The 12,161-nt window shown below is 63.0% G+C and carries 14 protein-coding genes and 1 tRNA gene; 4 read left to right on the top strand and 11 right to left on the bottom strand.

The features are described 5' to 3' along the window. Positions 1 to 31 precede the first annotated feature (31 nt). Positions 32 to 1,456, bottom strand: coding sequence for an adenosylhomocysteinase (ahcY, locus tag GRI59_RS08570; protein ID WP_160760794.1), 1,425 nt, complete (start codon positions 1,454 to 1,456; stop codon positions 32 to 34). Positions 1,457 to 1,645: 189 nt separating this feature from the next. Between ahcY and GRI59_RS08565 the strand changes: the two genes are divergently transcribed. Further along, entirely contained in the window at positions 1,646 to 2,125 is a 480-nt protein-coding gene (locus GRI59_RS08565) for a peroxiredoxin (RefSeq protein ID WP_160760793.1), read from the top strand. A gap of 65 nt (positions 2,126 to 2,190) precedes the next feature. Here GRI59_RS08565 and GRI59_RS08560 read toward each other — a convergent pair whose 3' ends face one another. The 4 genes from GRI59_RS08560 to folE form a co-directional block, all read right to left on the bottom strand. Next, positions 2,191 to 2,883, bottom strand: coding sequence for a cytochrome b/b6 domain-containing protein (locus GRI59_RS08560; RefSeq protein WP_160760792.1), 693 nt, complete (start codon positions 2,881 to 2,883; stop codon positions 2,191 to 2,193). 5 nt (positions 2,884 to 2,888) lie between these two features. After that, positions 2,889 to 3,401 (bottom strand): c-type cytochrome, encoded by a 513-nt coding sequence (locus GRI59_RS08555; RefSeq protein ID WP_160760791.1) that lies wholly within the window; start codon positions 3,399 to 3,401, stop codon positions 2,889 to 2,891. 135 nt (positions 3,402 to 3,536) lie between these two features. Continuing rightward, positions 3,537 to 3,986 (bottom strand): hypothetical protein, encoded by a 450-nt coding sequence (locus GRI59_RS08550; RefSeq protein WP_160760790.1) that lies wholly within the window; start codon positions 3,984 to 3,986, stop codon positions 3,537 to 3,539. 167 nt (positions 3,987 to 4,153) lie between these two features. Beyond that, complete coding sequence (gene folE, locus GRI59_RS08545; protein ID WP_160760789.1) at positions 4,154 to 4,780, bottom strand: GTP cyclohydrolase I FolE; 627 nt, start codon at positions 4,778 to 4,780, stop codon at positions 4,154 to 4,156. 199 nt (positions 4,781 to 4,979) lie between these two features. Here folE and GRI59_RS08540 point away from each other — a divergent pair, with 199 nt between their 5' ends. Further along, positions 4,980 to 5,369 carry a metallopeptidase family protein gene (locus GRI59_RS08540; RefSeq protein ID WP_160760788.1) on the top strand — a complete coding sequence of 130 codons (390 nt, stop codon included), beginning with the start codon at positions 4,980 to 4,982 and terminating at the stop codon, positions 5,367 to 5,369. Positions 5,370 to 5,421: 52 nt separating this feature from the next. Here the strand turns inward: GRI59_RS08540 and GRI59_RS08535 are convergent. Next, positions 5,422 to 5,498 (bottom strand) — tRNA-Arg (locus tag GRI59_RS08535). A 30-nt stretch (positions 5,499 to 5,528) separates the two neighbouring features. Further along, positions 5,529 to 6,008, bottom strand: a complete 480-nt coding sequence (locus tag GRI59_RS08530; protein ID WP_237440751.1) for a (deoxy)nucleoside triphosphate pyrophosphohydrolase — start codon at positions 6,006 to 6,008, stop codon at positions 5,529 to 5,531. A 62-nt stretch (positions 6,009 to 6,070) separates the two neighbouring features. Between GRI59_RS08530 and GRI59_RS08525 the strand changes: the two genes are divergently transcribed. Beyond that, complete coding sequence (locus tag GRI59_RS08525) at positions 6,071 to 6,253, top strand: Flp family type IVb pilin (RefSeq protein ID WP_160760787.1); 183 nt, start codon at positions 6,071 to 6,073, stop codon at positions 6,251 to 6,253. Positions 6,254 to 6,366: 113 nt separating this feature from the next. Further along, on the top strand, positions 6,367 to 6,546 hold the full coding sequence (locus tag GRI59_RS08520; protein WP_160760786.1) for a Flp family type IVb pilin: 180 nt from the start codon (positions 6,367 to 6,369) through the stop codon (positions 6,544 to 6,546). A 104-nt stretch (positions 6,547 to 6,650) separates the two neighbouring features. On the opposite strand, the gene GRI59_RS08515 is transcribed toward GRI59_RS08520, so the two are convergent. The 4 genes from GRI59_RS08515 to GRI59_RS08500 form a co-directional block, all read right to left on the bottom strand. After that, positions 6,651 to 8,126 carry a M48 family metalloprotease gene (locus GRI59_RS08515; RefSeq protein ID WP_160760785.1) on the bottom strand — a complete coding sequence of 492 codons (1,476 nt, stop codon included), beginning with the start codon at positions 8,124 to 8,126 and terminating at the stop codon, positions 6,651 to 6,653. A 108-nt stretch (positions 8,127 to 8,234) separates the two neighbouring features. Continuing rightward, on the bottom strand, positions 8,235 to 9,179 hold the full coding sequence (locus GRI59_RS08510; RefSeq protein WP_160760784.1) for an acetyl-CoA carboxylase carboxyltransferase subunit alpha: 945 nt from the start codon (positions 9,177 to 9,179) through the stop codon (positions 8,235 to 8,237). Positions 9,180 to 9,188: 9 nt separating this feature from the next. Continuing rightward, positions 9,189 to 10,079: a tyrosine recombinase gene (locus tag GRI59_RS08505; protein WP_160760783.1), complete on the bottom strand. Its 891-nt coding sequence runs from the start codon at positions 10,077 to 10,079 to the stop codon at positions 9,189 to 9,191. Continuing rightward, positions 10,079 to 11,980, bottom strand: coding sequence for a hypothetical protein (locus GRI59_RS08500; RefSeq protein WP_160760782.1), 1,902 nt, complete (start codon positions 11,978 to 11,980; stop codon positions 10,079 to 10,081). Before GRI59_RS08500 ends, GRI59_RS08505 begins: the two co-directional genes overlap by 1 nt. Positions 11,981 to 12,161 lie beyond the last annotated feature (181 nt).

The raw sequence follows: 12,161 nt of genomic DNA, 5'->3' as shown, positions 1-12,161 counted from the left end.
AAACGGTTAGGGGGCGCCGGTTTCGCATCGCTTAGTAGCGGTAGTGATCGGGCTTGAACGGACCAGCCTGCGGCACGCCGATGTAGCTGGCCTGCTTGCCCGACAGTTGGGTCAGTTTCACACCCAGCTTTTCGAGGTGCAGCGCGGCGACCTTTTCATCGAGATGCTTGGGCAGGACGTAGACATCGTTCTGATATTCGTCAGCCTTGGTGAACAACTCGATCTGGGCCAGCGTCTGGTTGGTGAAGCTCGCGCTCATCACGAAGCTCGGGTGGCCGGTGGCGCAGCCGAGGTTCACCAGACGACCCTTGGCGAGGATGATGATCGACTTGCCATCCGGGAAGGTGACGATGTCGGTACCTTCCTTGATTTCCTTCCAGTTGTAGTTGGAAAGCGCGGAAATCTGAATCTCGCTGTCGAAGTGGCCAATGTTGCAGACGATCGCCATCGGCTTCATGTTCATCATGTGATCGGCGGTGATGACGTCTTCGTTGCCGGTGGCGGTGACGAAAATGTCGGCGCGCTTCACGGCGTCTTCCATGGTGACGACTTCAAAGCCGTCCATCGCGGCTTGCAGTGCGCAAATCGGATCGATCTCGGTGACCATCACGCGCGCGCCGCCGTCACGGAGCGATGCTGCCGAACCCTTGCCGACATCGCCGTAACCGGCAACGCAGGCGACCTTGCCAGCCAGCATCACGTCGGTGGCGCGGCGGATCGCGTCGACCAGCGATTCCTTGCAGCCGTAGAGGTTGTCAAACTTCGACTTGGTGACCGAATCGTTCACGTTGATCGCCGGGAAGGGAAGCTTGCCCTGCTTGGCGATCTGGTAGAGGCGCATCACGCCCGTGGTGGTTTCTTCCGAAACGCCCTTGATCGCCTTCACCGTCTTGGTGAGGTAGCCCGGACGGGCCGCGACGAAGGCCTTCAGCGCGCGCTGGAATTCGATTTCCTCGGCGTTGGTCGGCTCGCCCATTTCTTCCCCGGCTTCGAGACGTGCGCCCCACAGCGCGAACATGGTGGCATCGCCGCCATCGTCGAGGATCAGGTTGCAGGTAAGATCGGGGTTTTCGTCGGTCGCCCAATCGAAGATGCGGCCCACGTAATCCCAGTAATCGGCCAGCGTCTCGCCCTTGATCGCGAACACCGGGATGCCGGCGTCGGCGATGGCGGCAGCGGCGTGGTCCTGCGTCGAGAAGATGTTGCAGGTCGCCCAGCGCACTTCGGCGCCGAGAGCCACAAGCGTCTCAATCAGCACCGCCGTCTGAATGGTCATGTGGAGTGAGCCGGTGATGCGGGCGCCCTTGAGCGGCTGGGCCGCGCCATATTCTTCACGCAGCGCCATCAGGCCGGGCATTTCTGTTTCGGCGATCATAATCTCGTCACGGCCGAATTGGGCCAGCGCGATGTCCTTGATCACGTATTCGGTGGTCGGGGCGGCAGCGAGGGTAGCCATTGCTTCAATCTCCTAAGCGCAGATCGGCACATCGGTGTGCGAAGGTCTGCTTATGCGCCATGCCCCTAGCGGCAAGGTTGTTCTGAGGCAAATATAAACTTATCTTTATATGTCTATTTGTTGCCCACCTGCCAGCACCCGCTATAGAACACCGCAGACACACCCCCAAGGCATGAGGATGCACATACAATGACCATTTCCGTTGGCGACAAGATCCCCGAAGTCACGCTGATCAAGGCGACCGCCGAAGGCCCGCAGCCGGTCAAGTCTTCCGACTATTTCGCTGGCAAGCGCGTGGCGCTATTCTCGGTCCCCGGCGCCTTCACCCCGACCTGCTCAGCCAAGCACCTTCCTGGCTTTGTCGAAAAGGCGAGCGACCTCAAGGCCAAGGGCGTCGACGAGATCGTCGGCACCGCAGTGAACGACGCCTTCGTGATGGGTGCCTGGAACAAGGCTGCTGGCAGCGACGACATCACCATGCTGGCGGACGGCAATGCCGAGTTTGTCGAAGCGATCGGCCTGACCATGGACGGCTCGGGCTTCGGCCTCGGCAAGCGTGGTCAGCGGTTCTCGATGGTGATCAATGACGGCGTGGTCGAACAGCTCAATGTCGAAGAGCCGGGCGACTTCAAGGTTTCGAGCGCCGACCATATGCTCGGTCAGCTCTGAGCCTTCCTGCTCAAATGCATAGAAACGGGGCGCTTTTCCGAAAGGGGAAGCGCCCCGTTTTCGTATCAGATCAGCGGCGGCGCGCCGTACGCCACCCATAACGCAAAGCCGGCAGCAAGCCCCACCGCGAGCGCCGCGCGTCCCCACGGCGTCGGGCCAATCCCCGCCACGCCCGGCACCGGCGGACGGTCACCGCTCACCATCGGGCTCAGCAGATCATTACCCTTCACGGCGTAAAAGGTGATCGCGGCCAAGTGCAGGCCGATCAGGCCTGCGATCACCCAGAAGAATGTCTCGTGCAATTCGGTGATCGTATCGGCGGTCATCACACCAACCAGCGGGTTGAGCGGCCCCGTCATCCCGTCATAGGGATCGCCCGCAAACAGTCCCATGCTGACCTGAACCAACATCGCCCCGAGAAGTGCCAATGTGCTCCACCCGCCAATGGGCGAATGTCCGATGCGGGTCGCGGCAACTGACAAGGTGCCCCGCAAATAGGCGATCACCTCACCCGGCCCCTTCACAAAGCTAGAAAAGCGCGCGGTCTCAGGCCCCACAAACCCCCATAGCAGGCGGAACACCAGCAGGCCGAGCAGCACCAGCCCGGTGCGGCGATGCAGCGCCCACTTGGAGTTCTCCGCCGTCCACCACATCATCGGGATGATCAGCAGAAAACTCCAATGCGTGATCCGCAGCAAGGGATCCCACACCTTCACATCATGCGAGGCAGCGGGCGGTGTACCGAGCGGATCGGTCATCAGGGCTACTTCTTGTCGTCGAGCCGGAACTTGTCGTGGCAGCCCTTGCACGCGCCGCCCATCGACATCGCCTGCGCTCCAGTGGCGGCCTTGTCGCCCTCACCTGCTACAGTCACCAGCTTGGCGCTTTCATCGACCAGCTTTTGCGCGGCAGCCTTGAATTCCTCAGGCTTCTCCCAGATCGACGGCAGAGCTTCGGTCTTGAAGCCATCGTCGACACTGGTGCCGGCCGGGAAGTGGGTTTCGATCAGCTTCGCGCGCGTGTTGATATCGTCCGCCTTGGCGGCGATTAGCGTGAAATCGGGCGCGTCCTTGTCCAGCTCCCCGCGAACCGCCTTGAAGGCATCGCCAATGCCTTCGAAATTGTCGTGCCGTTCCTTGAGCACCGGCGTGACTTCGCCCGCAGCCGCAACATCACCACTAGGTGCGGCATCGGAGGCGCCTTCGCCCGAACAGGCGGCAAGTACGCCCGCCAGCGCGGCGGCAACAAAAAAGCGGGTGGCAGGTCTGCGCAGCATCAGCAATCTCCGTCAGTAAGGCTCATCGGCTGGGCCGAACCCAAAGGCTACGACGCTTTGCCCCTGATCGCAAATGCGAAAACGGGACGCCTCCGCTATGGAAGCGCCCCGCTCTGCTACGGCCTCTTCGTGAAATCAGACGCCGCGGCGGCTGTTCTGCGCTCCCTCGGCTTCGGCGAGAAGTTCCGCGCGATCCTGATCGATCAAAGCGAGCATGGCGGTGCGAATGTTGTCTCGGCGGGAGTCGACCAGCCGGTCGATCGCCTTGGCATGGGTTTCGCACCAACCGGGCCGCGACCCGCTGACCACATCATCGCTGGTCAGGGTGCGGCGCGACCGAAGGGTCTCGCCAACCTTGGCGATCCGATCAACATTCAGCGTGGCGGTCCAGTTGCAGCGCAGCGTGTTCGGGCGTCCGGCCGGGCCGGCAGTCCCGACCTGCGTGGTTTCGATCGTGACCGAACCCTTGTAATCGGCCGCAATCGGGCCGTCCTCGTGGTCGATCACGACCTCATGCTCGAGCGCGAAGGTAGGCGAAGCGAGACAGGCGCCAAGCGCCAGTCCGGCAAAGACGTACTTCTTCATGGTACTCTCCTGCTTGATCCCGGCCGTTAGGGCCGTGGATGAGGAAAGATTACCACTGCGAATCGCACAAACCAAGGGTTGGCCAAGGTTTAGCCATGGGTTGGAACGTGCAATTCAGACACAGGAAAGTGAGCAAATTCGAAGCCAGAATATTAGCAGATAAGCGATCAATAACCCATCAGGCTCATGACTTCCTTGCGACTGCTGTCATTGTCGAGGAAGCAGCCCAAAATGCGGCTGGTGATCATACCCACGCCCGGGGTCTTAACCCCACGCCCGGTCATGCAACCATGCTGCGCTTCGATCACCACGGCCACGCCATGCGGATCGAGATTGTCCCAGATGCACTGCGCGACCTCGGCGGTCAGACGCTCCTGAATCTGCAAGCGCTGGGCATAACCGTGCAGCACGCGGGCAAGCTTGGAAATGCCGACCACCTTCTTGTTCGGCAGATAGGCAATCGCTGCCTTGCCGATGATCGGGGCCATGTGGTGTTCGCAATGCGACTGGAACGGAATGTCCTTGAGCAGCACGATCTCATCATAGCCGCCCACTTCCTCGAAAATGCGCGACAGGTGGATCGCCGGATCCTCCTTGTAGCCCTCACAATATTCAAGCCACGCGCGGCCGACCCGCTTGGGGGTATCGCGCAGGCCTTCGCGGTTCGGATCGTCGCCTGCCCACTCGATCAGAGTGCGGATCGCGTTCTGCACGTGATCCGGCACTTCCGGCTTGCCCATCGGGTTTTCCGGATCAAACTCATCATCGTGATCGTGGGCCGAAACGTAATTCATGGTCTGTCGTCTTTCTTTACTCATTGGCCCAGTCGGAGCCCCCTCACCTATCGATCCCGAGTGACGTCAACCCGTCAACTCCCAAGGCGTTCCATGCAGATACGCCGGTTGCGCGGGAAGGATGCTGTCCCCATCTTGCTTTATGTAGGGGATTGACCCGGCAATTCATCCCCCATGGTGACGAGAAAGGACATCGATCTTGCATCAACCCAGCATCGCCGACTTCGAAGCCGCCGCTGCTTCCGTTCTCGCTCGCCTGCCTGAAGCGTTCCGCCAGCCGCTGGCCGATGTGGTGCTGCGGATCGAGGAATTCGCGACCGCCGAACAATTGCACGGTGTCGGGATTGCCGATCGCTGGGAGTTGACCGGGCTATATGAAGGCGTCGCGCTTACCGAGCGGTCACAGTGGGACAGCGACGGGTTGCCGCCGGTCATCACACTGTTCCGCCGGCCGTTGCTGGCCGAGATGGAGGAAACCGGCGTCAGCTTTGCCGCACTGATCCGCCATGTCGTGATTCACGAAGCCGGGCACCATTTCGGCCTGTCCGATGATGATATGCATGCGCTCGAGGAGAGTGTGGCGGATTAGGCCAAGCCCAGAACCGACAAAGCCCGCCCCTTTTACAAGGAGCGGGCTTTGTTGGCGCACCCGGAACGATTCGAACGTCCGACCCTCAGATTCGTAGTCTGATGCTCTATCCAGCTGAGCTACGGGTGCGCGCTGAGGGGCGGCACATAGGGAGGTGCGTCAGGCTTGGCAAGAGGCGTTTGGCCCTGATCCGAGATTTTGAAACAGTCGCTGTGCCAGCATGACATCAAGCGGCGGCTTCGGCAGCGCGAGCGCCTCCTCCGGGGTGAACCAGCCAACAACCCCGCCCTCCAGCGCCTGCGGTTCGCCCTGCCAAGCGCTCACCGTGTAAAGCAGGATGACAAGTGCCTGGCCGTTGCTGGCAGTTCCGCCCTCAGCAAAACCAGTAGGCGTGCAGGCGGCGGCACAACAGGCGATCCCGAGCTCTTCCGCCATCTCCCGCACCACAGATTCCACAGGAATTTCATTGGCTTCAACCTTACCACCGGGAAATTCCCAGAGCCCGGCATGGTGCTTGCCCAAAGGGCGCTGATGCATGAGCCAGCGTCCGTCATCGCGGTGCAAAGCAGCAGCAACTACCGCCATCCAGCCCAAGGTCATGTCGGATTTCTTTCCATCAACGTGCTCGATCTCAACCATTTATTAACTCGAAGCCCGGATTTTACACTGCATTAGGCCGTGACAAACGGGGGGAACCACCAATGCTGTCGACTTTCATCAAGGACCTCGTCGACGACACCTCGGGGGCTACCGCTGTGGAATATGGCCTGATTGTCGCTCTGATCGTGATCGCCATGATTGTTTCGCTGCAAGGTGTCGCAGACACTGCGATCAACATGTGGAACACGATTGAGAGCAGAAGCGTCGATGCAATGAATGGGTAAATTCAATTTCGTTTCGAATTAGGAATTTCTCAATACGTATCGATTATCTCACAAATAGCCCGCCGCCGAACAGGGGGGGCTTGGGTACCGAAGACCAAACCAGGAGACTAGACATGACCTTCTTCAAGAACCTCGTCCGTGACGAGCAGGGCGCCACCGCTATCGAATACGGCCTGATTGCCGCTCTCATCGCCGTTGCCGCGATCACCGCCATGAGCTCGCTGGGTTCGACCCTCGATGCGACCTTCTCGAACGTCGACACCGAAATGCAGGCTGGCACCACGACCCCGTAAGGCAGTCGCTGCAAGCAAAAAGGAAGGCGGCGGGGAGCAATCCCCGCCGCTTTTTCTTTGTGGAATTGAGATACAGATACCGCCGACGGGCACAGACCCGCCAGTTATCGCGCCCGCACGACCAGCTTGACCTTCTGACCCGGCGTCAACGCCGCGCTACTGCTGAGCGCATTAAGTACCCGGAAGCGATCTTCCTGCGCGCTGTCATAGGCCATTCGCCGCGCAAGGCTCGCCACCGTGTCGCCGCGGGCCACCGTCACCACCTGCAATTTCTTCGGCACCACTGAGGTCGCTTCGGCTTGAGTGATCCGCCGCATCGACTGGAACATCGGATTGAAAGTCGCCGCGCGGCCCGCAGGCGCAATTGCGGTGAAGTGGTAGGCCCGGTCGCGGGCAAATTCATAGGCAAACACGACCACATCCACCTGGCTCTGCCCATTATTGACCCGTGCAGTGCCATACACCGCGGGCAGGCCATTGACCGTCGTGCGCTCAAGCTGAGCCGGTGCAAGGGTGCTGTTCTGACCGCCGAGGGCCGTGAACTGCTGGCGTACATAGGTTTCCAAGTTGCCGCTATAGGCCGCCAGCGTCATCTGCGCCTGCCCGCCCTGTCCCTGAATGCTGACCGCGCGGGTGCCATTGACCATGTAAAAGCCCTGAGGCGCGGTGAAAGCGAGGCGCATTTCGGGGTGAATGAACGTGCTTCCCTCGATCATCCCCTGCGCAGGATCATCGCCGTAGAGCATCCCATCGATTCGCGTGAGGAAGGTGTCGCGATTCGTTACACCGCCAGCACCCGCCGCACTGGCCTTGGAGAGCGCGCTTTGTACCCGGCTGGCGGGGTCAGGGTGGGTCGAAGCCCATTCCGGAACGCTGGCATTGCGCCCGGCGAGGCGCGCATCAAGTCCGTTTTGTGCCGCAAGACTGGCCAGGACAGTGCCCATCGCACGCTGATCATAGCCAGCGCGACCCAGATACTGGATGCCGAGATCATCTGCTTCCAGCTCCTGCTGGCGCGAGAATTTGAGCGTCAGCATCTGCGAGCCTTCCATGAAGGTGCGCGACAGGGTGTTGCCCAGCCCCGAATCGCCCAACAGAATCCCCGAAAGGATTGCCAGCCCGCCGCCAAGCAGCGTGTTTTTCTGCGATTCGGCCTGGCGTCGCTGCGAATGGCGCGCAGCGACGTGGCCGACTTCATGCCCCAGCACGCCGGCGAGTTCCGCCTCGTTGTTCATCAGCGTCACCAGCTGGCGGGTGGTGTAGATATAGCCCCCCGGCACCGCGAAAGCGTTGTGCACGGGCGAGTTCAGCAGGCTCACGGTAAAGCTCTCGCGCGCATTGCCGAGGCCCGATTGCACCGCGATATTCTTACCGACCTGCTCAACATATTGAGCATGGGTGCCCGTCATAGCCCCGCCGAATTCAGCCAAAAATTGCGGGTGATACTGCGCGCCCTGCTGCGCTTCGGTCTGGGTGATCGGGGTCGAGGCCGAGGGAATGGCCCCGCCTGCGCCCATGCACCCGGTCAACGCCAACGGCGCTGCGCCGAGCGCCAGTATCTTGCGTGAAATGCGTGCCATGGGTGGCTCCTCCCGCTGTAATGTTCTGCTGCAAGCTTATCGGCAAAGCAGCGCAGCGGAAAGCCTTGGCAAACGAAACCTTAACTTGGGATGGCGCCTTTGCCGGGCTTAACCCCCGATGCCGAGGAAGCGCTCCTCGCGCTGGGCGACCAATTCGGTGCGGCTGAGCCCCGACAGCTGTGCGATCTCCTCACTCAGCGCAGCGCCGAGCATCCGGGCTGCGGCCTGCGGGTCGCGCTGGGCACCACCCACCGGCTCTTTGACGATGCGGTCGATGACCTTGTCGCGCTTGAGATGCTGGGCGGTGATCTTCATTGCCTGTGCGGCATCGGCAGCCTTTTCGGAGGTGCGCCACAGGATCGAAGCGCAACCTTCTGGCGAAATTACCGAATAGACTGCGTGCTCCATCATCAGCACGCGGTTGGCAGAGGCAAGCGCAACCGCGCCGCCTGATCCGCCTTCACCGACGATGGCCGCGATCATCGGCACTTCCAGCGCCAGACACGCCTCGGTCGAGCGAGCAATGGCTTCGGCCTGGCCGCGTTCTTCCGCTTCAATCCCCGGAAACGCCCCTGAGGTGTCCACCAGCGTCACCACCGGCAGGCCGAATCGGCTCGCCATTTCCATCAGGCGGATCGCTTTGCGATAGCCTTCGGGTTTGCCCATGCCGAAATTGTGCGCGATGCGAGTGGTGGTGTCGTGGCCCTTTTCGTGCCCGATCAGCATCACCCGGCGGCCATCGAGCCGCGCAAAGCCGCCCATGATCGCCAGATCGTCACCATACAGACGGTCCCCGCCCAGCGGCACAAACTCACTGAAAGCATGGGCGACATAGTCGCGGAAATGCGGGCGCTGCGGATGGCGGGCAACTTGCGTCTTCTGCCACGGCGTAAGCGAGGCATAGGTGCTGGCGAGAAGTTCGGCGCTCTTGGCCTCAAGCCGGCCGATCTCACTGGCGACATCGACATCATGCAGCGCATTGACGCTGCGCAGCTGTGCGATGCGCTCTTCAAGGGCGGCGACCGGCTTCTCGAAATCGAGGTAGGAAATCATCGCGCGGGGCTAGTCGGATGTTGAGCGGGTTGCAAGCGGGTGGCGGGAATTGACGAGCGCAACAAGCCGGGCGGCATCGACATGGGTGTAGATCTGGGTGGTGGAAATGTCCGCATGGCCGAGCAGGGTTTGCAGCACGCGCAGGTCCGCGCCGCCTTCCAGCAGGTGGGTGGCAAAAGCATGGCGCAGCACGTGCGGGCTGATGGTGGCAGGGTCGAGCCCTGCACGGGCAGCCAGTGCCTTGAGCAGCTGGAACAAGCGCACCCGGCTCAGCGGTTTGCCCCCGCCGGATGGGAACAGGTAGCGAGACTGGGGAACCACCTGCGGGCGCAGCGCCAGCCAGCGGGCCAGTGCCTCCAGCGCCCGCCCACCGACCGGCACCAGCCGCGTCGTCCCGCCCTTCCCCGTCACAGTCAGGAACGGTGCATCGCGCGGGACAGCGTGGAGCGGGAGCGTCACCAATTCGCTCGCGCGCAGGCCTGAACCGTACAGCAATTCGATTAACGCTAGCAGCCGTACGGCCTTGGGATCATCGCCCGATGCTTCCTCCTCGGCGCGGGAAAACAGCGCGGTGATCTGGTCATGGCCAAGCACCTTGGGCAATGGACGGCGCGCGCGCGGGCGCGGCAAGGCACCCGAGGGATCGTCGCTGCGCCAGCCTTCGTCGATGGCAAAACCGAAAAACTGCCGCAATGCCGAAGCCTTGCGCGCGACACTTGAGGGCGCAAGGCTCGCCCATGCACCGGCCAAGCTGGCAACCGCATCGCGCGGGGCGGCGACCAGATCGCCGATGGCGTCTTCGGCTTGGTTCAAGTCACGGCGATACGCGGCCAGCGTATTCGCCGCAGCGCCCCGTTCAGCAGCCAGCATTGCAAGAAACGCATCGGTACCGGCGGACATCAGCCCCGCGCCACAGCCTCGGCAGCGATCATCCGGGCCTCGGCCTGCATCCCCACACGGGTCAGCGCGGCGGTGATGTGATAGAGGTGCAGGGGCGTCATTTGCTGCCAGCTTGTCCCCTGCATCCCTAGCCCAGCAAGGAACACCACCAGCGTCGGATTGCCGACCTCGGCCGCGCGCGCGATGGCGCGGCTCCAGCGGGTTTCACGCGCCAGATCGAAATCGAGGTCACCCGCCAGCGCATTGGCATCGCCTTCGCTCAACCGTCCGGTTCCGGCGAGCCCGGCTACGAGGAAGGCAGACTTGCGCGCGCCGTCGCTGTCGTCGCTGCTGGTGAAGCTCTCAACCGCGCCTTGACCAACTTCACCCCCGCGCGGATTGGCAAGCGCGATGAGCGCCCAGCCGAGCGAGCCTTCGTCGACCACGTTGGACCAGCGCACCGCATTGCCATCAAGCCCGGCGGCCAGCATCGCCGCGATCAGCTCGCCCGCAGTATCGGCATGGGCAGCATCGGCGGGAATGCGCGCGGCGGCATAGGCGGTCAGAACCCGCGCGCCGTACCCGTCCCCGCCGCCAAGCGCGGCGCCTGCGGCCCAAAGCCGCTCCATCGCGGCAATGCGGGCGCCGGGGTCTGCCGCAAGATAGGCTTCGCGCAACGTGGCCGCATGGGTCTGCGGATCGCCGCTGGCAGCCGGATCGGCGTAAACTTCGGAATAGAGATCGACCATCGCATCGGCCGACATGATCCCCTCGCGCGCGGCCCGCCCGGCAAAAGTGGCGCGCTGGGTCGCTGGCAGCATCGGCAGTAGCGCGCCCGCGCGGGCGTAATAAGCCCCGCCCTTGTCCTTCATCGCGCCATCCAGCAGGCCATCGGGCAGGGGCTCACCAAGCGCGGTCGCAAGGCCGAAGCGCCACGGGTTGAGGTCCTCCACCCCGTTCCATTCGATCTGAACACCGCGCTGCCCGCGCCCGGCTGCGCCCGCAAACCGGCGCGCCAACAGCACGTCGATCCGCGGCGCCACGCCCCGGAACAACGCGCGATCAAGCTGCGACGCCGCCAGCGCGCTTTCCCCGGCATAGGCGTTGCAGATCGCCTGCCACATTTGCCACTCGCCATCTTCACGCGCGGAGCCTTGCAGCCGCACCGCTGGACACGCGCCGGTGATGTCGCCGCTCCCGAGATAGGCGTTGAGTGCTTCCTGCGTCAGGCTGGGGGACCAGTCGGCGCTGTCGACATCCTGCACCACTGCGCGGGCGAGTGCATATTCGCCCATCCCATTGAGCACGCCGACGCGCAGCGCTGCAAACTCGATCGGGTCCATGCCAAGCGGCGCAGCCAAACGGCTCGCGAGTGCGCGGCGCATGAGGATGTGTCCCCAGCGCGACACCATTGGCCCGCGGGTGCCTGCCAGAACCGCGCGCACCAGCTTGTCCGGCTGATTCGCGAGCGCAGACGGCGGCAACCCGCCCTCGTCGGTCGCCAGCACGCCGATCCGCGTCAGAGCGCGCCGCGCACCAGCGGGAATATCGGACTTGGGCTTCAATCCGAGCAGCCGGTCCAGCTCCTCGGTCGACATGTTTTCCAGTGCCTCAAGGCTTGGCAGGCGGGAAAGATCACCGCGCGTGATGCTCGGCATCGGCGGCAGGGTCGACGGATCGACCGGCACGCCGGGCACCGGCGCTGTACCGGGCTGGGAGACAGGGGGAGGCGCATTGCCGGTCTGCGGTGCAGGAGCGGGGCTGGGACGCGGAGACGGCGCGGGTGCGGGATCGTCAAACCCCGGCGGCAGCAGCGATTCGGGTTTCCCCTGAGCGCCAGCGAAACCGGCCAGCCCCGCTCCGCCCAGCACACCTGCCAGCGCGATAGCCAGCACGCTGGCCCCGTAACGCTTGCCACTCATTGCGACGGCTCCGGCAGCGCCACATCATCGGCGATGGGATGCAGCGGTTCCTCGCCCCCATCGAACCACGCGAGCGCCAGCAAAGCGGCCACCACGAGGCCCGCAATCACTATCCAGCGCCGCCCCGCCGGAACACTCGGAGCGGGTGCCTCCTGAAGGCCAGTCGGTGAGAGACGCGAGG

This window comes from Erythrobacter ramosus, from assembly GCF_009828055.1.
In the GTDB taxonomy this organism is placed as follows: domain Bacteria; phylum Pseudomonadota; class Alphaproteobacteria; order Sphingomonadales; family Sphingomonadaceae; genus Erythrobacter; species Erythrobacter ramosus.
Note: the sequence above shows the minus strand (reverse complement) of the source record. Positions and strands in the feature narration are given on the sequence as shown.